The 21,480-nt window shown below is 65.9% G+C and carries 21 protein-coding genes and 1 pseudogene; 11 read left to right on the top strand and 11 right to left on the bottom strand.

The window, feature by feature from the left end:
- The first annotated feature begins 25 nt into the window (after positions 1-25).
- The 7 genes and pseudogenes from EC845_RS01995 (at position 26) to EC845_RS01965 (ending at position 6,438) form a co-directional block, all read left to right on the top strand.
- Complete coding sequence (locus EC845_RS01995) at positions 26-1,090, top strand: ABC transporter substrate-binding protein (RefSeq protein ID WP_199739701.1); 1,065 nt, start codon at positions 26-28, stop codon at positions 1,088-1,090.
- A gap of 49 nt (positions 1,091-1,139) precedes the next feature.
- Positions 1,140-1,970 (top strand): ABC transporter permease, encoded by an 831-nt coding sequence (locus EC845_RS01990; protein WP_158615584.1) that lies wholly within the window; start codon positions 1,140-1,142, stop codon positions 1,968-1,970.
- Positions 1,963-2,754, top strand: a complete 792-nt coding sequence (locus EC845_RS01985) for an ABC transporter permease (RefSeq protein ID WP_123295544.1) — start codon at positions 1,963-1,965, stop codon at positions 2,752-2,754. The genes EC845_RS01990 and EC845_RS01985 overlap by 8 nt, the downstream gene beginning before the upstream one ends.
- Positions 2,754-3,521: an ABC transporter ATP-binding protein gene (locus tag EC845_RS01980; protein WP_123295543.1), complete on the top strand. Its 768-nt coding sequence runs from the start codon at positions 2,754-2,756 to the stop codon at positions 3,519-3,521. The genes EC845_RS01985 and EC845_RS01980 overlap by 1 nt, the downstream gene beginning before the upstream one ends.
- Before the next feature lie 108 nt (positions 3,522-3,629).
- Positions 3,630-4,238 (top strand): TetR/AcrR family transcriptional regulator, encoded by a 609-nt coding sequence (locus tag EC845_RS01975; RefSeq protein ID WP_123295542.1) that lies wholly within the window; start codon positions 3,630-3,632, stop codon positions 4,236-4,238.
- Between the two features lie 118 nt (positions 4,239-4,356).
- Positions 4,357-4,970: pseudogene (locus tag EC845_RS01970) on the top strand (SDR family NAD(P)-dependent oxidoreductase).
- Positions 4,971-5,019: 49 nt separating this feature from the next.
- Positions 5,020-6,438, top strand: a complete 1,419-nt coding sequence (locus tag EC845_RS01965) for an MFS transporter (RefSeq protein WP_123295541.1) — start codon at positions 5,020-5,022, stop codon at positions 6,436-6,438.
- 14 nt (positions 6,439-6,452) lie between these two features.
- Here EC845_RS01965 and EC845_RS01960 read toward each other — a convergent pair whose 3' ends face one another.
- The 5 genes from EC845_RS01960 to mltG form a co-directional block, all read right to left on the bottom strand.
- Entirely contained in the window at positions 6,453-7,166 is a 714-nt protein-coding gene (locus tag EC845_RS01960; RefSeq protein WP_123296306.1) for an ankyrin repeat domain-containing protein, read from the bottom strand.
- A 61-nt stretch (positions 7,167-7,227) separates the two neighbouring features.
- Entirely contained in the window at positions 7,228-8,046 is an 819-nt protein-coding gene (locus EC845_RS01955) for a TatD family hydrolase (RefSeq protein WP_123295540.1), read from the bottom strand.
- 43 nt (positions 8,047-8,089) lie between these two features.
- Positions 8,090-9,151, bottom strand: a complete 1,062-nt coding sequence (locus EC845_RS01950; RefSeq protein ID WP_123295539.1) for a DNA polymerase III subunit delta' — start codon at positions 9,149-9,151, stop codon at positions 8,090-8,092.
- On the bottom strand, positions 9,148-9,849 hold the full coding sequence (gene tmk / locus EC845_RS01945) for a dTMP kinase (protein ID WP_123295538.1): 702 nt from the start codon (positions 9,847-9,849) through the stop codon (positions 9,148-9,150). The genes EC845_RS01950 and tmk overlap by 4 nt, the downstream gene beginning before the upstream one ends.
- Positions 9,850-9,954: 105 nt before the next feature.
- Positions 9,955-10,968 (bottom strand): endolytic transglycosylase MltG, encoded by a 1,014-nt coding sequence (gene mltG, locus EC845_RS01940; RefSeq protein ID WP_233597903.1) that lies wholly within the window; start codon positions 10,966-10,968, stop codon positions 9,955-9,957.
- Positions 10,969-11,018: 50 nt separating this feature from the next.
- On the opposite strand from mltG, the gene EC845_RS01935 reads away from it, so the two are divergent.
- The gene (locus EC845_RS01935) at positions 11,019-12,065 is read left to right on the top strand and encodes a folate-binding protein YgfZ (RefSeq protein ID WP_233597902.1); all 1,047 of its coding nucleotides are present in this window, start codon (positions 11,019-11,021) and stop codon (positions 12,063-12,065) included.
- 290 nt (positions 12,066-12,355) lie between these two features.
- Here EC845_RS01935 and EC845_RS01930 read toward each other — a convergent pair whose 3' ends face one another.
- Together EC845_RS01930 and EC845_RS01925 are read right to left on the bottom strand one after the other, a co-directional pair.
- A complete protein-coding gene (locus EC845_RS01930) occupies positions 12,356-13,420 on the bottom strand; it encodes a DNA-binding protein (protein ID WP_158615583.1) in 1,065 nt (354 codons plus the stop codon).
- A 222-nt stretch (positions 13,421-13,642) separates the two neighbouring features.
- Complete coding sequence (locus tag EC845_RS01925; protein WP_158615582.1) at positions 13,643-14,332, bottom strand: paraquat-inducible protein A; 690 nt, start codon at positions 14,330-14,332, stop codon at positions 13,643-13,645.
- Between the two features lie 123 nt (positions 14,333-14,455).
- Here EC845_RS01925 and EC845_RS01920 point away from each other — a divergent pair, with 123 nt between their 5' ends.
- Both EC845_RS01920 and EC845_RS01915 read left to right on the top strand, forming a co-directional pair.
- Positions 14,456-15,199 carry a TetR/AcrR family transcriptional regulator gene (locus EC845_RS01920; protein WP_148077214.1) on the top strand — a complete coding sequence of 248 codons (744 nt, stop codon included), beginning with the start codon at positions 14,456-14,458 and terminating at the stop codon, positions 15,197-15,199.
- A gap of 94 nt (positions 15,200-15,293) precedes the next feature.
- Complete coding sequence (locus EC845_RS01915) at positions 15,294-16,295, top strand: site-specific integrase (protein WP_123296304.1); 1,002 nt, start codon at positions 15,294-15,296, stop codon at positions 16,293-16,295.
- A gap of 21 nt (positions 16,296-16,316) precedes the next feature.
- On the opposite strand, the gene EC845_RS01910 is transcribed toward EC845_RS01915, so the two are convergent.
- The 4 genes from EC845_RS01910 to EC845_RS01895 all read right to left on the bottom strand — a co-directional run bounded on the left by EC845_RS01910 (position 16,317) and on the right by EC845_RS01895 (position 20,273).
- Positions 16,317-17,234, bottom strand: a complete 918-nt coding sequence (locus EC845_RS01910) for a shikimate dehydrogenase (protein WP_123295533.1) — start codon at positions 17,232-17,234, stop codon at positions 16,317-16,319.
- A gap of 28 nt (positions 17,235-17,262) precedes the next feature.
- The gene (locus EC845_RS01905; RefSeq protein ID WP_123295532.1) at positions 17,263-18,279 is read right to left on the bottom strand and encodes a TRAP transporter substrate-binding protein; all 1,017 of its coding nucleotides are present in this window, start codon (positions 18,277-18,279) and stop codon (positions 17,263-17,265) included.
- Between the two features lie 61 nt (positions 18,280-18,340).
- Positions 18,341-19,621, bottom strand: coding sequence for a TRAP transporter large permease subunit (locus tag EC845_RS01900; RefSeq protein WP_123295531.1), 1,281 nt, complete (start codon positions 19,619-19,621; stop codon positions 18,341-18,343).
- A gap of 127 nt (positions 19,622-19,748) precedes the next feature.
- Complete coding sequence (locus EC845_RS01895; protein WP_233597901.1) at positions 19,749-20,273, bottom strand: TRAP transporter small permease; 525 nt, start codon at positions 20,271-20,273, stop codon at positions 19,749-19,751.
- A gap of 179 nt (positions 20,274-20,452) precedes the next feature.
- Here EC845_RS01895 and EC845_RS01890 point away from each other — a divergent pair, with 179 nt between their 5' ends.
- Positions 20,453-21,433 carry a DUF4105 domain-containing protein gene (locus tag EC845_RS01890; RefSeq protein ID WP_233597900.1) on the top strand — a complete coding sequence of 327 codons (981 nt, stop codon included), beginning with the start codon at positions 20,453-20,455 and terminating at the stop codon, positions 21,431-21,433.
- Positions 21,434-21,480: the final 47 nt, after the last annotated feature.

Below are 21,480 nucleotides of genomic sequence, written 5' to 3'. Positions count from 1 at the left end.
CATCTCCCTCACGAAAGATCTCACCATGAAGTCATGGAAATGGCTGGGCATGCTGGCCCTCGCCGCCGCGGCCGCCGCAAACGCCCAGGCCCAACAGCCCGCCGCCACGCAGCAACCGCCCCAAGTCATCCGCTTCGGCGCATTCGGCCAGGGTTTCGGGCAACCCTACGGCCTGGCGATCCTCGCCATCGCCCATGTGAAGGGATTCATCGAAGAGGAGTTCAAGGGCACGCCCGTCAAGCTGACATTCGAGTATTTCACGGGAACCGGCCCGGCCATCAACGAAGCCATTGCCAATGGCCGCCTCGACTTCGCCCAGTACGGCTCTCTGCCCAACATCATCGGCAAGGCCGGCGGACTGCCGACCCGCATCATCGCCTCGTACGGCTACAGCACGGTCTTTGCCGTGGCGCGCAAGGATCTTCCGGCCACGTCGTTCAAGGACCTGAAGGGCAAGAAGGTCGCCGTGGCCAAGGGCACCGTCCTGCATTGGGCGTTGCTCAAGGCCTTGCAGGAAAACGGCTTGACGCTGCGCGACATCACCCTCGTCGACCTCAAGACCGGCGACCAGTTGGCCGCGCTCACCGCAGGCAGCATCGATGCCGCCATCGGCACCAGCAGCCTGCTGACGCTGCGGGACCAAGGCGTGGCCAAGGTGTTCTACTCGTCCAAGGAGCTGGGGGCCAAGGCGTCCGGATTCGGCGCCATCACCGTCACGGAAGCCTTCGAAAAGCAGTATCCGCAGGCCACCCAGAAAGTGGCAGATGCCCTGGTGAAAGCCGCCTACTGGGTGAGCCAGGAATCCAACCGCGAGGAAGCCTACCGCATCTGGGCCAAGTCGGGCGTCCCCTACGAGGCGATCAAGGACGACTTCGACGGCGTGCCCCTCAAGGACGTGCACAACCCGCGTGTCGACGACTTCCTCGTCAGCCAGTACCGCGACGCGATCGAGTTCACACGCGAACAGAAGCTGATCCGCAGCGACATCGACTTGCAACAGTGGGCCGCTCCGAGCTACGTCGAGCAGGCCCTGCGCAGCCAGAACCTGCAGACCTACTGGGCCACCCGCCCTGCAGCGGCCGCGCACTGACGCGGCAGTCATGTCCGCCGACCGATCCTCAATGGCTTCCCTCGACCCTATGGCGGTATTGAACCGCCCCGCCGCCCATGGCCGTCCGGCCCAGGCCGCGGCACGGCAGACCGCGACACCGACCCGGGTGCGCCATGTCCTCCAGGCTTTGGCACTGCCGGCGTTACTGCTGCTGCTCTGGCAGGTTTCGGCCGTCAACCAGTGGGTGTCTCCCCAGATCCTGCCCACGCCGCAGCGTGTGCTGGCCACATTCACCGAACTGCTGCTGTCCGGAGAGATCTTCGAGCACTTGCGGATCAGCCTGCAGCGCATCGCATCCGGTCTGCTGCTGGGCGGCGTGTCGGGCCTGGCGATCGGTATCTGGCTCGGCACCTCGGCCTGGGCCCGCCGCTACGTGGAGCCGACGCTGGTGGCGCTGTTTTCGGTACCGACTCTGGGATGGATCCCGATCCTGATCCTGATCTTCGGCATCGAGGAGACACTGAAGATCCTGGTGATCGCCAAGGCCGTGCTGGTGCCCGTGGTGCTGCATGCCACCCGGGCCATCCGCCAGATTCCGCAGAGTTACATCGAGGCGGCCCGGGTACTGCGCCTGCGCCCCTGGACACGGCTGACACGGCTGACCCTGCCCGCCTGCTTTCCGGTGGTCTTCAGCGGTTTCCGTCTGGGGCTCAGCCATGCGTTCATTGCCCTGGTCGTGGTCGAGATGCTGGCCGCCACCGAAGGCATCGGCTACATGATGGTCTGGGGCAGGACCCTGTTCCAGCTCGACATCGTGATCGTCGGCATCCTGGTCGTCGGTGTCGTCGGCTTTTCTCTGGACGTGGCACTGCGGCAGCTCGAACGCCGCATCGGCCGCTGGCAGCCGGGCCATGACTGAACCGACATCCGACCCAGGGCCACGCCGCCTGCAGAGCCTGTCCCCGCCGGCAGGCGCCCTGCTGCCACTGGCCTTGCTGCTGGTCTGGGCGCTTCTGGTCGACGGTGGATGGGTCCAGCATCCGCTGTTCGTCCCCCTGCACCAGATCCTGGCCGCACCCTTCGTCGACGAACAGGGCCGGCAGCTCTGGGGCTCGGCCGCAGCCAGCCTGCTTCGGCTGCTGCTGGGCTTCGCGCTCGGCGCCACGCTGGGGATCCTGACCGGTCTGGCCGTCGGCCTGTCCCGCCCCGCACAACGAGGAGTGGCTCCCACGCTGCATGCCCTGCGCCAGGTCGCCCTGTTCGCCTGGATCCCGCTGCTCACTGCATGGTTCGGCAACGGCGAAGCGGCCAAGGTGGTGTTCATCTCCATCTCGGCGTTCTTTCCGATCTTCCTCAACACCGAACAAGGTGTGAGAAACATCCCCCTGGCCCTGCGCGAAGTGACCGCGACCCTCAGGCTGGGCCCTTGGATGCGACTGCGGCGGCTGGTCTGGCCTGCAGCCCTGCCCTCCGTGCTCATCGGCATCGAGGTCGGTCTGCTCACGGCATGGATCGGCACCGTCGGCTCCGAATACGCCATCGGCACCGGACGCGGCATCGGGGCCTTCCTGGCCGCAGCCCGCGATGTGTTTCGCATGGACCTCGTCCTGATCGGCGTCTTTGTGCTCGCCGTCGTCGGCTACGGCATCAACCGCCTGGTGCAGGCGGCCTCCCATCGTCTGCTTTCATGGAAGACACGCTGATGTCCGATCTCGCACTCGCACCCCCTGCCGCGCTGTCCGTGCGCCATGTCAGCAAGAGCTACCCCGTCGAAGGCGATACGCTGACGGTGCTGCAACGCATCAGCCTGAACCTCGCGCGCGGCGAGTTCCTCAGCATCGTCGGCGCCTCGGGATGCGGAAAATCCACGCTGCTGCGTTTGATCGCCGGGCTGGACGACCGCTACGAAGGCGAGATTCTGCTCGATGGCACGGCCATTGCCGGACCGGGCCTGGACCGGGGCGTGGTGTTCCAGGACCACCGGCTTTTTCCATGGCTCAACGTGCACGACAACGTCGGCCTCGGGCTCGACACGTTTGCCCTGGCCCGATCCGAACGCGAGGATCGCATCCAAGAGCAACTGGAGCTGGTCGGCCTGGCCTCGTTTGCCTCGGCCTATCCGCATCAGCTGTCGGGCGGCATGTCCCAACGCGCCGCCATCGCCCGCGCCCTGGTATCGAGGCCCGAGATCCTGTTGATGGACGAGCCCTTCGGCGCCCTCGACTCGCTGACGCGTGTCTACCTGCAGGAAGAGCTGCTGCGCATCTGGAGCGAACGCCGGATCACCGCCATCGTCGTCACGCACGACGTGGAAGAAGCGGTGTTTCTGGGCGACCGGGTCGCCGTCATGGAGCCCCGGCCTGGACGCATCCAGCACATCGTTCCCGTGCCCTTGCCGCGTCCCCGGCAGCGGGCGGACGCGGATTTCACCGCCATCAAGCAGCAGATCTCCCAAGGCCTTCGCCGCTAGCGCCAGCCACGGCAACCGACGGCCCGCGACGGCATGCCGCACGCCGTCGTCGGCAGACCATTCCCGAACGTGATAATATGATGGTCATCATAAATATGACCGCCCGCCATGTCTCAGCCCAGCCGCAAGGAATTGACCCGTGAACGCATCGTCACCGCCGCTGCCCGTGCCATCCGGCGCGGGGGTTACGCAGGGGTGGGTGTGGCCGACATCATGAAAGAAGCCGGGCTCACGCACGGCGGCTTCTACGCGCACTTCGACTCGCGCGACGCCATGCTGGCAGCCGCCATGGAACAGGCCGGCCGCGACAGCTCGGCCAGACTGGCCCGCCGCATGGCCGGCCGCCGCGCCGATGGCGACAGTCCCTTGCGGGCATGGGTCGAAACCTACCTCTCGGACACTCACCTTCCCCGCCTCGAAGAAGGCTGCCCCATTGCCGCCCTGGCCAGCGAAATGCCCCGCCAATCGCCCGATGTCCGCGGGGTGGCCGCTCGCCGGGTCTCGACCATGATCGAAGCGATACAGCAGGTGCTGCCGGCCTCGGCCGGCTCGCATGCCGCAGCGGCCATCGTCAGCACCTTGGTCGGCGCCCTTCAACTGGCCCGAACCCTGGGCGACAACGCCGAAGGACGGGCCGTGCTCGCCGCCGCACGCCGGTCCGTCCTCGACCAGTACGACCACGAAGGCCAAGACAACAAGCCTCACTTGCCGCATTGAGTTCACCGCCATGCAGCCGCATGGCTTTTTTTACGTCAATGAATATGACGACCATCATATAAATGGCATGCACGTCGATTCGATCCTGCAACAACAACCGTCAATAAGGAAACCCATCATGAAACTCGACAACGCAGTCGTCCTGGTCACCGGCGCCAATCGCGGCCTCGGCCTGGCCTTCGCACGCGAAGCCCTGGCTCGCGGCGCCAGCAAGGTCTATGCGGCGGCTCGCCAGCCCGCCGCCGTCACCCTGCCCGGCGTGGTGCCGCTGCAGCTCGACGTCACCGATCCCGACAGCGTCGCAGCAGCCGCGGCCCTGGCCTCGGACGTCACGCTGCTGATCAACAACGCGGGCATCGCCGAGTTCGGCGGTTTCCTCGGCACCGACGCCGTCGCATCCGCCCGCCGCCACTTCGAGACCAGGTCGCCAGCTGGATCAACCGGCCCGCGCTCGGCGTCTACGGCATGAGCAAATCCGCAGCCTGGGCATTGACCAATGGCCTGCGCCACGAACTGCGCGACCAGGGCACCCAGGTGCTCGGCCTGCACATGGGCTTTGTCGATACCGACCTGACCCGCGACATCGATGGCCCCAAGGCCACGCCGCAGTCCGTGGTCGAGCAGGCGTTCGACGCCCTCGCAGCCGGCGCCGAGGAAGTCCTCGGCGACGAACTCACGCGGCAGGTCAAGCACGGCCTGTCGCTCGATCCCGCCGTCTACCTGCAACGCTGAGCCCCTTCCACGGCCCTCGATTCCGCCCGTCTGCCCCAGAAAGCCCGCCATGACCCACACGGCCACCACCCATCCCCCTGTGCAGCCGCCGCCTGCATCTGCCGCGTCTCCCTGGCCCGTTTTCTGGGTCGCCAGCATTGCCGTGTTCCTGGTGTCGCTCGACGCCACGCTGCTCTACGCCGCCTTCGGTGCCCTGAGAGCCGGTTTCCCCACCGCATCGCCGGCCGATCTGTCGTGGGTTCTCAACGCCTACACCGTGGTCTATGCGGCCATGCTGATTCCGTCGGGCGGACTGGCCGACACCTACGGCCGCAAACGTGTGTTCATGGGCGGTGTGGTGCTGTTCCTGGCCGCTTCGGCAGCCTGCGGGCTGGCCGGCAGCATCGGCTGGCTGATCGCGGCCCGTATCCTGCAGGCGATCGGTGCGGCCCTGCTCACGCCCGCCTCGCTGTCCATCGTGCTGGCGGCATTCCCGACCTCGCGCCGGGCGGTGGCGGTCAGCCTGTGGGGTGCGGTGGGCGGACTGGCGGCCTCGATCGGCCCCAGCCTGGGCGCCTTTGTGGTCGACACGGCCGGATGGCCCTGGGCCTTCTTCATCAATCTGCCGCTGGGCGCCTTGTCGCTGTGGTTCGGTGCCGGCCTGCTCAAGGAATCGGCGCGGCCCGATGTCCGCCGGCGCGTCGACGGCGTCGGCATCGCCCTGCTGATCGTCGGCGTGGGCGCCCTGGCGTTGTCCATCGTTCAGCTCGAATCGCCCGCTTGGACGGCCGGCGAGCTGGCCCTGGTCGCGGCATCCGGCGCCGTGTCGCTGGCGGTCTTCGTGGCCTGGGCGCGCGCGACGCCTCACCCCTTGGTCGATCTCTCGTTGTTCTCGAACCGTACCTACCGCTACGTCAACCTGGCCACGCTGAGTTTCGGCATCGCGTTTGCGATGATGTTCTTCGCCTTCTTTTTCTACATGACCGGCGTGTGGCACTACAGCCTGCCCAGAGCCGGTCTGGCCGTCACCCCCGGCCCTCTGCTGGTGATGCCGACGGCCATCCTCACCGGGCGTCTGGCCGCCCGCCTGGGTCACCGCCCCTTCCTCGTGGCCGGTTCGCTGGTCTATGCGTGCAGCGGCCTGTGGTTCATGCTCGTACCCGGAGCCGAGCCCGCCTATGTCAGTCAATGGCTGCCGGGCCTGCTGCTCAGCGGCATCGGGGTCGGCATGGTGATGCCCTCGCTGGCAGGCGCAGCCGTCAGCCGCCTGCCGGTCCAGCACTACGCCGTGGGCAGCGCGGTGAACCAGGCCACTCGCCAGATCGGCGCAGTCCTGGGCGTGGCCATCACCGTCGTTTTGCTCGGCAACAGCACCCTGAGCCATGCCGATTTTGTCCCGCTCTACCTCGGTCACGTGGGCCTGGCCCTGCTGACCGCCTTGCTATGCCTGGCGGTCGACACGCGGCCCAATCGGCCGGCGGGCTCCTGACCGGCCCGATACGCTTACCACTTGCCGCCGGTGAACTGCGCACGCTGCGCCGCCCCGATGATCTCGGCGATGTCGACGCGGTTGGTGCGGGATGCAAAATCCAGCGCGGTCATGCCCTGCTGGTTCTTCACATCCAGAAAAGCCCCTTCGTCGATCAGCAGCTTGACGGCTTCGGGCGACCCGTAGCCGGCCGCCATCATCAGCGGCGTGCTGTCGTTGGGCGAGCGGGCATTGATGAAGGCATACTGCTCCAGCAACAGCCGGATGATGGGCAACTGACCGGGCTGGCCGTTGCTCGCCGCGTAGTGCAGCGGCGTCCAGCCTTCGCGGTTCACGTAGGCTCCCCGGGCGATCAGCAGCTTGACCAGGTCGAGCCGGCCCTTGATCGCCGCCAGCATCAGCGGTGTCTCGCCATTGCCGTTGGCCAGGTTGACGTCGGTCTTGGGCTGGGCGATCAGGGCTTGGGCGGCCGTCCACGAGTCCTGCTGCAGGGCGATGTGCAACGGCGGCATGCCCTGGTCGTTGGCGCCGTTGAGGTCCGTCCCCTGGCGCGCCAGGTTCGCGATCTTCTGGGCGTCGTTCTGCAGCACGGCCGCCAGCAACGACTGGTCGATGACCGCCTGCGCCGGGCTCGCAGCCAGCACGCCGCCGCAGGCCAGGGCCAGTACCGCCACCAGGCGGCATGCCGACAGCCTGATTCCGTTGGTGTCTCGGGATTTCGAAGTCATGGCCATCGCGCTCGGGCTCCAGTCGTGTCGATGCCGGCCACCGTGGCGGGCATCATCGGGTTCAGGTCGCTGTGCCGGCCGTCACGCCGGAAAACAGCCGCTCGAAGTTCTGACTCGTGATCTCGGCGATCCGTTCCACGGGCAGGCCGCGAACGGTGGCGATCTCGGCCGCCACATAAGGCACGTACGACGGGTTGTTGGGTTTGCCCCGGTACGGCACAGGTGCCAGGTAGGGGCTGTCGGTCTCGATCAACATGCGGTCGAGCGGAACGAAGGCCGCGACATCCCGCAACGCCTGCGCCTTCTTGAACGTGATGATGCCCGAGAACGAGATGTAGTAGCCGAGATCCAGAGCGGCGCGGGCCACCTCGCGGGTTTCGCTGAAACAATGGAACACGCCGCCCGCCTGGCCGGGCGATCCGTCCTCGCCCTCTTCCTTCAGGATCGCAAGCGTATCGGCCGACGAATCCCGGGTATGGATGACCAGCGGCTTGCCGCAGGTGCGGGCCGCGCGGATATGGACCCGGAACCGATCGCGCTGCCACTCCATGTCGGCAATCGTGCGGCCGCCCTTGCGCTCTTCCATCTGGTAATAGTCGAGTCCGGTCTCGCCGATCGCCACCACGCGGTCGCGCGCGGCCAGTGCCAGCAGGGTCTCGTAGCTCGCCTCCTGCACCCCTTCGTTGTCCGGATGGACCCCGACCGAAGCCCAGAAGTTGTCGTACTGGAGCGCCAGCGCATGAACGGCATCGAACTCCTCGAGCGTGGTGCAGATGCACAGCGCGCGGTCGACCTGGGCCGCGGCCATGGCCTCGCGCACGGCGGGCAATCGGTCTTTCAGTTCGGGATAGGTCAGGTGGCAGTGGGAATCGACAAACATAAACAATCCATCCATCGCGGAATCGGGCACCGCGTTTGGCTTATCAGGCGGCCTTCGCGCGTGTCGGGGAAGAACGCCCGGCCTGCCGGCACAAGGCATGCACCTGGGCCACCAGGGTTTCCTGGAGCAGGCCGGCGTTGTAGGGGTGCTCGGCATGCCGCAGCAGCTTGCGCAGCTCGGCAGACCAGGTGACGAGCGCGGGCAGCGCCGGCGCGGCGGGCAGATCGGCCTCGTCGAAGAACCGGGGTGCGGCGCCGCTGCTCAGGGCCATCCAGTCGTGGCAAAGCTTGATGAGCACATCCAGCATCTGCGCAGGGCTGCGCCCCGCCAGCGCCTGCACATCGCCCTGGGCCAGGGCGCGCGGCAACTGACGCCATTGGCGAGCGCTGACCTGGTCTTCGGTCCAGGCCAGCACGTCTGCCGGCCGGCCGCCGGCTGCACGCAGCAGCACGGCCGCGGTGTCGGCATCGACGCCCTGCTCCTGCAGCCATTGCCGCGACTGCGCCTCGACAGGCCACAGCATGTTGTGGCTGAGACAGCGGCTGCGGATGGTCGGCAGCAGTTGATGCGCGGCCTCGCTGGCCAGCACGAACTTCACATCGCCCGGCGGCTCCTCGAGCGTCTTGAGCAAGGCGTTGGCCGTGACGGCATTCATGCGTTCGGCCGGATACACCAGCAGCACCTTGCCGCGGCCCCGCGCGCTGGTGCGCTGGGAAAACTCGACCGCGCCACGCATGGCCTCGACCCGGATCTCGCGGCTGGCCTTGCGTTCCTTGTCGTCGATCTTCTTCTGGCTGCTTTCGTCCAGCGGCCAGCCCAGGGCAATCATGGCCGTCTCCGGCATCAGCACGCACAGATCGGGGTGGGTGTGCGCATCCACCAGTTTGCAGCTGGCACAGGTGCCGCAAGCGCCCGCCGGCTGCTGATCCTCGCAAAGCCAGTAACGCGCCAGGGCCAGCCCCAGCGCCTGTTGTCCCAGGCCCGAAGGACCCTGCAGCAGCCACGCATGGCCACGCTGGGCCAGCAGATGCTGCAACTGCTGCTGCAGCCAGGGTGCCCAAGCGCTGCCCGGCGTCGCGGCCGAACCCACTGCCGTCGTGCTCATGCCTGGCCTCCCGGGGTGTCCAGGGCCTTGGTGGCCGGTGCTGCCGCGGCTGCATGTTCGGCGGACAGCCAGCCACGGCCCACAAAAGCGGCACCGACCTGCCGCCAGACCTCCGGCTTCGGCTGGCTCGAGTCGACCCGCGCGAACCGCTGCGGCGCGGCGGCGGCGCGGGCGGCATATCCGCCGGCCACGCGCCGGAAGAATTCCACCGGCAAGGCCTCGAAACGATCGGGCGAGCGGGCCGAAGCCAGGCGGCGTGCGGCCTCTTCGGGCGGCACATCGAACCAGACGGTCAGGTCGGGCTGCCGCAGCGCTTCGCCCGGCTGCCGGGCCTGCACCCAGGCCTCGAGCGTGCCCAGCACCGCGAGATCGAAGCCCCGGCCGGCGCCCTGGTAAGCGAACGTGGCATCGGTAAAACGGTCGCACAGCACCACATCGCCGCGCTCGAGCGCCGGTTCGATGACCTGCTGCAGATGGTCGCGCCGGCCGGCGAAGACCAGCAGCGATTCGGTCAGGGCGTCCATGCTGTCGGACAGCAGCATGGCACGGAGTTTTTCGGCCAGCGGCGTACCGCCCGGCTCTCGCGTCAGCGTCACCGCCCGGCCCTGCGCTTTGAAGGCACGGGCCAGCGACTGGATGTGGGTCGACTTGCCCGCGCCGTCTATGCCTTCGAAAGTGATGAAAAGGCCGGTGGCCATATGCGTTCCTGTTTGTATCTATTTCATAGCGGTCCACCCGATGATACCGCCGACCGTTCTCCGAACACGGTTCGAGCAGACCCCGGGCCTCCGCCGTCCGGACGCTTACTTCTTGCGGATGTACTGATCGACCGCGCGGTTGTGTTCGCCCAGGTTGGGGCTGAAATGGCTGCTGCCGTCGCCGCGCGACACAAAATACAGGGCCGAGGTGGCTTCCGGCTTGACCGCGGCCATCAGGGCCGCATTGCCGGGCATGGCAATCGGCGTGGGCGGCAGGCCGGGCCGGGTGTAGGTATTCCAAGGCGTGTCGGTGTCGAGATGAATGCGCCTCAGACGCCCCTCGAACGCCACGCCCTGGGCTTCGCTCGCACCGTAGATCACCGTCGGATCGGTTTGCAGCGGCATGCCGATGCGCAGGCGATTGGCGAACACGCCGGCGATCTGGCCGCGATCGGCCTGCAGGCCGGTCTCTTTCTCGACGATGCTGGCCAGGATCAGGGCCTGCTCGGGCGATTGCAGCGGCAGATCGGGCGCACGCACGCTCCAGGCCGCTTCGAGCCGCCGGTCCATGGCCTGCAGGGCCTGGCGCAGCACACCCAGGTCGCTCGAGTTCTTGGGATACACATAGGTGTCCGGGAAAAACCGTCCCTCGGGGGCGATACCGTCGTGATCCAGCCGGGTCATGATCTCGGGGCCCGACAAGCCGGTCGTGTCCTGCTTCAGGTGATCGGCACGGGCCAGCGCCTCGCGGAACTGCCGGAAAGTCCAGCCTTCCACCAGCGTGACCGAACGCACGGCCTGGCGCCCCTCGGCCAGCATGTCGAGCAGGTATTCAGGGCTGCTGCCGCGCGGAATCTCGTAACTGCCGGCCTTGAGCACACGCGATCGTCCCGAAAGCCGGAAATAGGCGTACAGCAGATCGGGTGGAACCTGCACACCGGCGGCCGCGGTCTTGCGTGCCACGTCGCGTGCCGATTCTCCCCGCTCGATCGACAGATCGATCAGGTCGGCGCCTTGTTTCATGGGATGCTGAACCCACCAGAGCGCAGTGCCGCCCACGATCAGGCCCAGCAGGACCAGGCCCAACAACGTACGGATCAGCCTTTTGAGAAGACGCAAATGAAAACCCCGGATGCAAACATGGATGGACCCATGATGATAATTCAGCCATGAACCACCCGATGACCCCGACCGCCCCCTCCATCCCCTCTCCGTCCAGCCTGTCCTGGAACGGCACCGGCCCGGCCGCTGCGCCGCTCGAACACCTCGGTGTCATTCGTGCGCAAGGACCGGATGCGGCATCCTTTCTTCAGGGACAGCTGAGCAACGACGTGGTGCTGCTCCAGCCCGGACAGGCCCGGCTGGCCGCCTACTGCACGGCCAAGGGCCGCGCCCTGGCCACCTTCATCGTCTACAAGGAGCCGGCAGGCGAAGACGGCGCCCCCGGCGATCTGCTGCTGTTGTGCAGCCGCGATCTGCTGCCGGCGACCCTCAAACGCCTGTCGATGTTTGTGCTGCGGGCCAAAGTGAAACTCACCGACGCCACCTCGCAAGTGGCCGTGCACGGCGTGATCGGCACGCCCGCGCTGCCGGCCGACGACCAGAAAGACCTGGACGAAACACCCTGGTCGGGCCTGCCCCTGGCCAACGGTGCGGCCATCCGCCTCTACCCTGCTGCCGGACTGCCCCGCATGCTGGTCCTGTCTTGGAGCGAAGACCGGCAGTCCCCGGCGCCCCAGCCGGCTTTTTCCGAACCGAATCTGCCGGCTCTCGGGCTGCAGGAGTGGCTTGCGCTCGACGCCGTGAGCGGCGTGGCCACCTTGAGCGCTCCGCTGGTCGACCAGCTCGTGCCCCAGATGCTCAATTACGAGTCCATCGGCGGCATCAGCTTCAAGAAGGGCTGCTATCCCGGCCAGGAGATCATCGCGCGCAGCCAGTTCCGTGGAACGCTCAAGCGCAGGCTGTATGTCGCGACCGCCGCACAGCCCCTTCAGGCCGGCCAGGACGTGCTCATCGGCCAGGATGCCGAACAGGTCACCGGCGTGGTCGTGCAGGCTGCTTCCTGGCCCGGTGCAGAGTACGGGGTGGCCTTGATCTCGATGCAGATCTCGTCGCGCCAGTCACCCGAAGGCCTGTTCGTGCAGGCACCTGACGGGCAAGGTTTCGTCGCTCTCGAAGTCGACGATGCACCTTACAAACTACTTGAAGACATCTGATTTCAGTATTGATTTTAAATAGAAATTCAATACTTTCTAGATTTCACTTTAAGTTGCTTGCAGAAAGAGCCCGGGTGGTGCGCACGACTGCCACCCGGCCTCATCCGTCCTGTTCGTCTGCCTGCCAGCGCAACACACCCAGGCGATGACGCCGCGTATCGGCCACGGGCGCTGCCACTTATCGCCGAAGCTAGAATTCACTTGAAGTTCATTGAAATCCTGTTCAATAACAACAAGATAAGAATATTTTCAAGACTTCACTTCAACTTTAGAGCGACCAGCGAGGCGCATCACGACTCCCCGGTCTTGCGGTTCTCCGCTGCCGGCACCCCAAGGTCATCGACCGGCCGTGCCGCCTGCTGAGCCGCCTTGAGCGGCGCAAGAAGCTGATCCAGCACCTGCTGCTGCCCCTGAACCATGGCCCTTGCGCCTGCAAGATCCAGCTCGGTCTGGCGCTGCACGGCCGCCGCCGCAAGACGGGCCGCCCGCAGCTCTTCGAAATCGGCCGCCAGCGATTCGGCGCGAGCCTGCGCGTGGGCCAGTTCGTGGGCCTGCTCCGCCGCAGCCGCCGCCGCCTCGGATTGCCGGCTCGCCCACTCCTCCTGCCGGGCCGCATGCCCCCTCAGCGCCTCCTCGTCCTCGCGCTGCCGCGCCTGCAAGGCCGCGACCTGCTGCACAAGACGGGCATTGTCCTGATTGGCCGCAATGGCTTCGTGCTGCTTGACCGCCAGGGCCTGGCGCAAGGTATGCAGTTCGCCCTGCAGATACTGCACTTGCTGTTCGTGCTGACGCGCCTCTTGCTCGCGCTGCTCTCGCGAGGCCTGGCGGAAATGCTCCAGGCTCTTCTGGGCATGCCGGTTCTTTTCTTCGAGCGATTCGGTGTGGCGCACCCGGTCGGCCAGCCGCTCCTGCGTACCGGCGAGATCACGGCTGCGATCCGCCAGATCGAGCTGCAGACGGTTTGAGGTCGCCTGCAATGCCTCATGCAAACGCAGAAGACCGGCATGCAAACCCTCGGCCTGGGCTCGTGCATCGCTTTGCACCGCCAACTCGCGCTGCAGAGCCTCGCGCTCGGCCGCCAGCTCGGCCAGCCGAGCGGCTTGGGCCGCCTCCAGCACCTGCACACGCTCACCCGCCTCCTCCCGCAGACGCTCGGCCAGCCTGGCCACCAGTTCCGTCAGCGCTTCGCTGACATGGGCCTGCGCCACCCCCGGGCGATCGCCGCCCTGCTCCTCGTCGATCTCCTTGAGAAAACGGTGAATCGTGCCCTTGGAGCCGGTATCGCCCAGCTCGCGCCGCACGGCATCGATCGATGGATAGCGCCCGTCGGCGACCAGGCGATCCCTGGCCCGCAAAACGTCAGATTTATAGATGCCCGACCGTGCCATGTTCTGTCCTTTTATTACGTACTAAGTTACGTACTGATGTATTACGTACTATTTTACACAAAATACGATTTCAGAAATCCGAATTTATGACATTCGATAATCATGATTTATGCAATGTGAGGCGTAAAAAAGCCCGCAGGTCGCTCCAAAGAGTCGTACCGTGCGGGCAGGAGGGATGGAAAAAAGAAGTCAGGTGCCGTCTGTGTCGCCACCGTCCCAGGGCACCCGGTTTTCAAGTGTCATGGCAGCCAGCATCGACAGCATCAATGCCAGAAAAAAGAACGGCAGGCCCACATCGGGGTGCATGTCGTCGTGGCCTTGCGCGCTCAGGTAGACCACCCAGCCCACGACAAGCACCACGTTGACCAGTGCCACCCATTTGGCAAATGGCAAAACAGGGCGTGTCGCAATGGCATCGGACAAACTTCGCCGCATTCCCCCCCGAGTCTCGGCGCTTGCAGGGCTCGGGGTGGCGTCGGGCTGCAGGGCCAGCAGCAGCAGAACCAACTGGCACACAGGCAAGACCGTGGTGGCCAACGCGATCACACTCGCCACCCCGTAGTGGGCAGTGGTCCAGTATTGATCGACCATGCCCAGAAAACGCAGGTTGTGGCCTTCCAGTCCGTGATCCAGCACTGGCAAGGCATTGGACATGCCAAAAAGCACAAAACTGCCGGCGCACAACACCAGTGCCAGCGTGCGATTGCCCATCACGCGGGAATCGGCGCCCGGCAGCCGCACCGCCTTGGCAAAAGCCGCTTCATCGGACACATCGGACAGGTCGCCCGACAGTGTCCCGGGATGGCTGCCATCGGGCTGAGGGGCGTGGACCCCATGGCCGGGCCCGTCTTTCGAGATGCGTGGTTTCCATCGGGCCATGGCGGCCTCCCTGCGACGATGTGGACACCTCATTCTTTCAAGACTAGACAAATTTGTCGAATATTTTCTGGACAAATTTGTCTAATCCCTGTCTCGTATCTGTGACAAGATCCAGCCCGAGGAGTGAACACCACCATGGGTCAGCAGGATCAACCGCCATCCCCCCGTGACACCGAGCCAGACCCCGCTTCCCCGGCAGCCGCTCCACGTCGGCGCCAGCCCAGCCAGGCGCGCGGCCAGCAGCGGGTGGACGCCATCCTGGATGCCGTCTCGCAACTGGTCGTGAGAGATGGCATTGCCAACGTGACCATGCATACGGTGGCCCGCCAGGCACAGACCTCGGTCGGCTCCATGTACCACTTCTTCCCGGATCGGGAACATCTTCTGGATGCCTTGGCACAGCGGCATGAACAGGCTCTGGCCGACATCGCCCAGACCTTCGACGGCGTGACCCTGGACAGTTGGACCGCCATGCAGCCTCAGGCGCTGTTTCAGTTCCTGACGCGCCCTTATACCGAGTACCTGGTCCGGAATGTCGATGTCCTGCCCGTGCTGCATCACCAGCTGATTCCGGGCAACGACGAGGGTTTCATCCGTTTGCTCATGGCCATCCTGAGCGCCCGGCTGCCCCATACCCCGCAGGCGCAACTCGAGCGCCATGCGGTCGTGGTGCAATCGACGGCGGCGGGTCTGCTGATGTTTGCGTACCGTATGGATGGCGCCAACATCGACTTCTACCTGAAGGAAATGCCGAGAGTGCTGGGCGCCTACCTGGTGCACCTGCATGCCCTGGATGCGGCTCTGGCAGCCGGCCAGCAGGACACCGCCCACGCCGACGCACAGAAGGAAGCTGCCGGTTCGCCATGAACGGACCGCGCCGGTCGGCAGAACCTGCTCGCTCGGAACAGGCCCGCTGCGGGTCTGCGATCCGGCGCCCCGCCGCTCCGCTACGATGGCGGTCATGCGCCATCCCGCTTCAGTCCCCGTAGCCGCCGAGGCCTCGCCTTCACCGCCCGCCACGTCCCGCTCGGTCGAGGACTTTCTGGCTGCCGGCCAGCGCCACAACACCCGGCGCAGCTACGCCTCGGCCGTGCAGCACTTCGAATCGGAATGGGGCGGCCTGCTGCCCGCTGCGCCGGATGCGGTCGCTCGTTATCTGGCGCACTATGCCGGCGCCCTGTCGCTCAACACCTTGCGCCAGCGGCTGGCCGCGCTCTCGCGTTGGCACGCGGATCACGGTTTCTCGGATCCGACCAAAGCGCCTGTGGTCCGGCAGGTGTTCAAGGGCATACGCACCGTGCATCCGCAGCAGGAACGGCAGGCACGGCCGGTGGATCTTGGCCACCTGCAGGCGGTCGATGCCTGGCTGCGGCAGGCCCAGGCCGACGCCGCGGTCCGAGGCGATCAGGCGGCGGCCTTGCGGCATGCGCGCGACCGGTCTCTGGTGCTTCTGGGTTTCTGGCGGGGTTTTCGCTCGGACGAGCTCACGCGGCTGGAACGCCGGTTCGTGGAGATCGCGCCAGGGCGCGGCATGAGCTGTTTCCTGCCGCACAGCAAAACGGATCGGCTGGGGCAGGGTCAGACCTACAAGTGCCCGGCGCTGTCGGCACTGTGCCCGGTCGAGGCGCTCTCGGCCTGGCTGGCGCTGAGCGTGGAGAAGACCGACGGCCCGGTGTTTCCGGCCATCGACCGCTGGGGAAGGCTGGGCGACGAGCCCATGGCGCCCACCAGCCTGAATCTCATCCTGCGCCGTGTGCTCGAGGCCGCTGGCGTCGATGCGGCACAAGGCTTCAGCAGTCACTCGCTGCGGCGCGGCTTTGCAAGCTGGGCGCGCGACAGCGGCTGGGACATCAAGGAACTGATGGCCTACATCGGCTGGCGCGACATGAAATCTGCGCTGCGCTACATGGACATCAGCGGCCAGGATCTGCAGCAGCGCTTCGAAAGAGCCCTGGCACGCTGATGCGCCGGGCCCGTCGGTTCTTCAATCGCGGCGCAAGGTCAGCAGCTCGCGGAAATGGGCTTCCATGCGGTCCGCATCCGCGGTGAGTCCGGGGTTGAACAGCTCGAACGCCCGCACGGCCTGGCCCACGGCCATGCCGCCGCCATGCGCCGTCGCGCAACCGCGTACCCGGGCGGCCTTGAGCAAGGCCGTTTCGAGCGGAAAGTAGACGATCTCGGACACCCACAGACCCGCGTGCAGCAGGTTTTCGTCGAGCGGCAGGCCGGGCAGCTTGTCCATGCCGGTCGGCGTGGCGTGCACCAGTCCGGTCGCACCTTGCAGGGCCACCGCGACATCGCTCTGCGACGTCACCCGATCGGCACCGTAATGACCGGCCAGGCTGGCCGCCAACTGCTCGGCCTTGCGCGCATCGCTGTCGCTCACCACCAGTTCGCCCACACCGCGCGACAGCGCCGCATGGGCGATGGCCGAACCGGCGCCGCCTGCGCCCAGCAGCACCACGCGGGAGAGATCGGCCGCCGGCAACTGGCGCTGCAGCCCATCCCACCAGCCCGAGCCGTCGGTGTTGTGGCCCACGGTGCGGCCGTCGCGGATCACCACCGTGTTGACGGCCCCCATGGCACGCGCTTCGTCCGAGAGCTCGTCGAGCAGCGGGATCACCTGCTGCTTGCACGGGAAGGTGATGTTCAGGCCGTCGAAGCCCATGATGCGCGCGGACTGCAGCAGTGCGGGCAGCACCGAGGGATCGACCTGGGCACGATCGAGATCGATGATCTGGTAGTGAACACGCAGGCCATGATGCCCTCCCTCGCGCTCGTGCATCGCCGGTGTGAGCGAGCGCTGGATGCCCGAGCCGATGAGGCCGAGCAACACCTTGCGAGCGGGTTGTCCAGTTGCTGAATCAACCGGCGAGGACGTGGCGGAAAGAGAGGAAGTCATGGCTACTGCGTCTACAAAAGCTGAGAAATTACTTGCGGATCTTGGCGATCTCGGCGTCGAGCGCCTTGACCGTGTCGGCACCGACCGCAGCCGAGTACTTCTCGACCACCGGCTTGACACGCTCACGCCAGCGCTGGAGTTCCTGTGCGCTGAGCTCGGTCACCTGCACGCCGTCCTTCTTGAGCTGCTCGAGGTCGGCCTGATCCTTGGCGCGCGAAACTTGGCGTTGGAACTGGGTCGCTTCGGCTGCGGCTTCGGTGATCACCTTCTGCTCGTCGGCGCTCAGGCTGTCCCAGAACTTGCGGCTCACCAGCAGGGCTTGGGGATTGTAGATATGACGCGTCAGGGTCAGGTACTTCTGCACTTCGCCGAGCTTGGACGACAGGATGGTCGAAGCCGGGTTCTCCTGGCCGTCGACCGCCTTCTGCTCGAGCGCGCCGTACAGTTCGGGGAAAGGCAGCGGCGTGGCGTTGGCGCCCAGCGTGTTGAAGAGGTCGATGTAGATCGGCGACTGGATGACGCGGATCTTCAGACCGGACACGTCCTCGAGCTTGGCGACCGCATGCTTGCTGTTGGTCAGGTGACGGAAGCCCAGATCCCAGTAGCCCAGACCGATCAGGTTCTTGTCGTGCAGCTTGGCCAGCAGGCCCTTGCCGAAAGCGCCGTCGGTGACGGCATCGGCCTCGGCGGCGCTGGAGAACAGGAAGGGCAGATCGAAGGCGGCGAATTCCTTGACTTGCGCGGACAGGATGCCGGCGTTGAGCACCGTCATCTCGACCGTGCCGCCCTGCAGCGCCGAGACGGTCTGCAGATCGCCGCCCAGAATGCCACCCGCATAGGTGCGGACCTTCATCTTGTCGCCGGACTTGGCAGCGACCAGATCGGCGAATTTCTTGGCGCCTTGGGCCTGGGGATGTTCGCCCTGGTTCTGGAATGCGAACTTGATGGTGCGCGACTTGATGTCCTGCGCCATGGCCGAGCCCAGGGGCAGCAGCGTGGTGGCAACCGCAGCGGCGATGCACAGTGTCTTTTTGAAGGCTTTCATGAGATGTCTCCGTTTAAAAATCAGGGAATCAGACCGCGGCACCCTGCCGCGGCATCGGCGTTCAGCCGCCAAACCACTTGGCAGGCACGGTGATGAGCTGCGGGAACAGCACAAACAGGAACATGATGAGGAACTGAGCGGCCATGAAGGGCAGCACGCCACGCGTGACTTCGTCCATGCGCATGCGGCCCACGCCGGCCACCGTGCTCAGCACCGTCCCCACGGGCGGCGTGATCAGCCCGATGGCGTTGTTGATGATAAACAGCACGCCGAAGTACACCGGGTCGATGCCTGCGGCCTTGACCACCGGCATCAGCACCGGCGTGAGGATCAGGATGGTGGGCGTCATGTCCATGGCCGTCCCGACGATCATCACCAGAATCATGATCACGAAGACCAGCATCTTGGGGCTGTCGAGGAAAGGCTCGAGCAGATCGATCACGGCGCCGGGCAGGTCGGCCACGGTGATCAGCCAGGCTGCGACCATGGCCGCGGCCACCAGCAGCATCACCACGGCACTGGTGCGGGCGGCACTCACGAAGATCGCGTAGAGCTGGCGCAGCTTGAGCTCGCGGTACACCACCGTCGACACGAACAGCGCGTACATCGCAGCGACCACGGCCGCTTCGGTCGGCGTGAACACGCCCATGCGCAGGCCCACCAGGATGATCACCGGCAGCATCAGCGCCCAGGCCGAATCGCGCAGCGCCTTGATCACCACGGCACGCGGCTGGCGCGGCGGAGGCACGATGGTTTCCTTGCGCACCAGCCACCACCAGGTGAACCACAGTGCGGCACCGATCATCAGGCCGGGGGCGATACCGGCCATGAACAGCTTGGAGATCGACACGTTGGCTGCAACGCCGAAGATGATCAGGCCGATGGAAGGCGGCAGAACCGGCGCGATGATGCCGGTGGCCGCGATCAGGCCGCCCGAACGCGCACGGTCGTGACCGGCCTTCACCATCATGGGCAGCAGCAGCGCGGTGAGCGCCGCGGCATCCGCCACGGCCGAGCCCGACAATGCAGCCAGCAGGCAACCGGCCATGATGGTCACGTAACCCAGTCCACCCCGCACATGGCCCACCACCGAGAGCGCCAGTTCGACGATGCGGCGCGACAGTCCGCCGACGTTCATGATCTCGCCGGCCAGCATGAAGAAGGGCACGGCCAGCAGCGGGAAGCTGTCGGCGCCGTTGATGATGTTCTGCGCCAGGATCTGCGCATCGAACAGGTCGAGGTGCAGCATCAGCGCCACCCCCGACAACAGCAGGGCAAAGGCGATGGGTACGCCCAGGGCCATGGCGCCCAGCAGGGCACCGACAAAAATCAGGATGGTCATGGCTGAAGGAATCTGCTCTTCTTGCCTGCGGTCGCGACGTGTGCAGGGGATGCGCGACCGGTCAGGCGTGGGTTTTTCGAGATTGAAGTGGGGCGCAATCGGCGCACGCTACCGGGATCGGGCCGGATCAATGCGCCACGTGGGCGGTTTCCTCGGACTCCTGGATGCCGGTCAGCTCGTGGTCGGCGAGTTTTCCGGTCACCAGGCGAAACAGGTTGAAAGCCAGGATGACCAGGGTCGAGGCGGCAAACACCACGCCGCTGAGGTAGACGACGGCGACCGACCAGCCGGTGGTGGGCGCGCTCACGTCCCAGTTGATCAGGGTCTGCTGCCAGCTGCCCGTCATGACCAGCCAGCAGGCCAGAATCATCAGAGCCTGGGAGATCGCGTAGCAGATCTGCTGACCCAGGCGCGGAAGGCGCGAGATGAGCATGTCGCTGCCGAGGTGGCCGCGGTGGTGCATGGCCGCGATGGCACCCAGGAACACGACCCAGATGAAGGCCCAGCGGGCGACCTCTTCGGACACCGTCCAGCCGGAGTTGAATCCGTAGCGCAGGACGACGTTGCCGAAGACCAGTACGACCATGATCAGCAGCAGCGCAGCGGTCAGGGCGTCGAGTAGTTTGCAGTAAAGGCGGATCAAGCAGTTCAAGGGTGTCTCCCCCCGTATGAGAATGTGGATGGCGTAATGTACGAACTGGTTACTTATGCCGGAATCGGTGATTACCCTTGAAATGGGGAACATCCGTAGAGCCACGGCACAGACCGGCTCGAGATCGTGCGTCGCATCGTGGGCGGATCCGTAGAATCTTATTCATGATTGTCTTGCGCATGGCCGGTTTGTTTGTTCTGAGCATGGTGCTTCTGCTGGCGACGGCATGGGTGTGCGGTGCCCTGTGGTACCAGTTGCCGGTCTCCCGCGGCTGGCGCATCGCCGCGCTGGTGGCATGGGCCCTGCTGGGCCTGGCGACACTCGTGTTGTGCTGGCGCCATCAGGGGATGCGCGCCCTGCCCGCCTACGCCGTGGCCTTCACGGTCGTGCTGGGCTGGTGGGCCGGCATCCAGCCGACCGGGCGAGGCGATTGGGCCGACGATGTCGCACGCCAGACACGCGCCACGGTGCAAGATCACTTCATCACTTTCGATCAGGTGCGCGATTTCGAATGGCGCAGCGAGACCGACTACACCGTGCGCTGGAAAACCGCCCGATACGGCCTCGACACGGTCGAGACCGTGGATGTCGCCACCTCTTACTGGATGGGCCCGGCGATCGCGCACACGCTGGTGTCGTTCGGTTTTCGGGATGGCCGCTACCTGACGTTCTCGATCGAGATCCGCAAGCGCCGCGGCGAGGCTTTTTCGTCGATCGCCGGATTCTTCAAACACTTCGAGGCCACGCTGGTGGCGGCCGAGGAAAGCGACATCCTGCGCACCCGCACCCATGCACGCGGCGAAGACGTCTATCTGTACCGGGTCGGCATGTCGCCCGAAGCCCGGCGCTCGCTGCTGCTGGCCTATGCAGACGAAGCCAATCTGCTGGCAGCCAAGCCCCGGTTCTACAACACGCTCACGGCCAATTGCACCACCATCGTGTATCAGATGGCCGAGCGCATCGTGCCCGGCCTGCCCCTGGACTATCGGCTGCTGCTGTCCGGCCTGCTGCCGCAGTATCTCTACGACATCGGCGCGCTGGATACCGGCCGCCCGTTCGAAGAAGTGCGCACGGCGGCACGCATCACGCAGCGCGCGCAGTCGGCGCCCTCCGGGCCGGCATTCTCGGCCGCCATCCGGGCCGGCCAAGGGGCACGCTGACCGAGACCATGCCCGGGGCGCAGCAGATCGATCCCTGCGGGCCGGTC

Source organism: Comamonas sp. BIGb0124 (assembly GCF_003752175.1).
GTDB lineage: Bacteria > Pseudomonadota > Gammaproteobacteria > Burkholderiales > Burkholderiaceae_C > Comamonas_F.
This window is presented reverse-complemented; position numbering and strand designations above follow the sequence as displayed.

Coding starts and splice junctions, on each gene's coding strand:
- EC845_RS01995 (WP_199739701.1), top strand. CDS start 26: ATGAAGTCATGGAAATGGCTGGGCATGCTGGCCCTCGCCGCCGCGGCC.
- EC845_RS01990 (WP_158615584.1), top strand. CDS start 1,140: ATGGCGGTATTGAACCGCCCCGCCGCCCATGGCCGTCCGGCCCAGGCC.
- EC845_RS01985 (WP_123295544.1), top strand. CDS start 1,963: ATGACTGAACCGACATCCGACCCAGGGCCACGCCGCCTGCAGAGCCTG.
- EC845_RS01980 (WP_123295543.1), top strand. CDS start 2,754: ATGTCCGATCTCGCACTCGCACCCCCTGCCGCGCTGTCCGTGCGCCAT.
- EC845_RS01975 (WP_123295542.1), top strand. CDS start 3,630: ATGTCTCAGCCCAGCCGCAAGGAATTGACCCGTGAACGCATCGTCACC.
- EC845_RS01965 (WP_123295541.1), top strand. CDS start 5,020: ATGACCCACACGGCCACCACCCATCCCCCTGTGCAGCCGCCGCCTGCA.
- EC845_RS01960 (WP_123296306.1), bottom strand. CDS start 7,166: ATGACTTCGAAATCCCGAGACACCAACGGAATCAGGCTGTCGGCATGC.
- EC845_RS01955 (WP_123295540.1), bottom strand. CDS start 8,046: ATGTTTGTCGATTCCCACTGCCACCTGACCTATCCCGAACTGAAAGAC.
- EC845_RS01950 (WP_123295539.1), bottom strand. CDS start 9,151: ATGAGCACGACGGCAGTGGGTTCGGCCGCGACGCCGGGCAGCGCTTGG.
- tmk (WP_123295538.1), bottom strand. CDS start 9,849: ATGGCCACCGGCCTTTTCATCACTTTCGAAGGCATAGACGGCGCGGGC.
- EC845_RS01935 (WP_233597902.1), top strand. CDS start 11,019: ATGAACCACCCGATGACCCCGACCGCCCCCTCCATCCCCTCTCCGTCC.
- EC845_RS01925 (WP_158615582.1), bottom strand. CDS start 14,332: ATGGCCCGATGGAAACCACGCATCTCGAAAGACGGGCCCGGCCATGGG.
- EC845_RS01915 (WP_123296304.1), top strand. CDS start 15,294: ATGCGCCATCCCGCTTCAGTCCCCGTAGCCGCCGAGGCCTCGCCTTCA.
- EC845_RS01910 (WP_123295533.1), bottom strand. CDS start 17,234: ATGACTTCCTCTCTTTCCGCCACGTCCTCGCCGGTTGATTCAGCAACT.
- EC845_RS01905 (WP_123295532.1), bottom strand. CDS start 18,279: ATGAAAGCCTTCAAAAAGACACTGTGCATCGCCGCTGCGGTTGCCACC.
- EC845_RS01900 (WP_123295531.1), bottom strand. CDS start 19,621: ATGACCATCCTGATTTTTGTCGGTGCCCTGCTGGGCGCCATGGCCCTG.
- EC845_RS01890 (WP_233597900.1), top strand. CDS start 20,453: ATGGCCGGTTTGTTTGTTCTGAGCATGGTGCTTCTGCTGGCGACGGCA.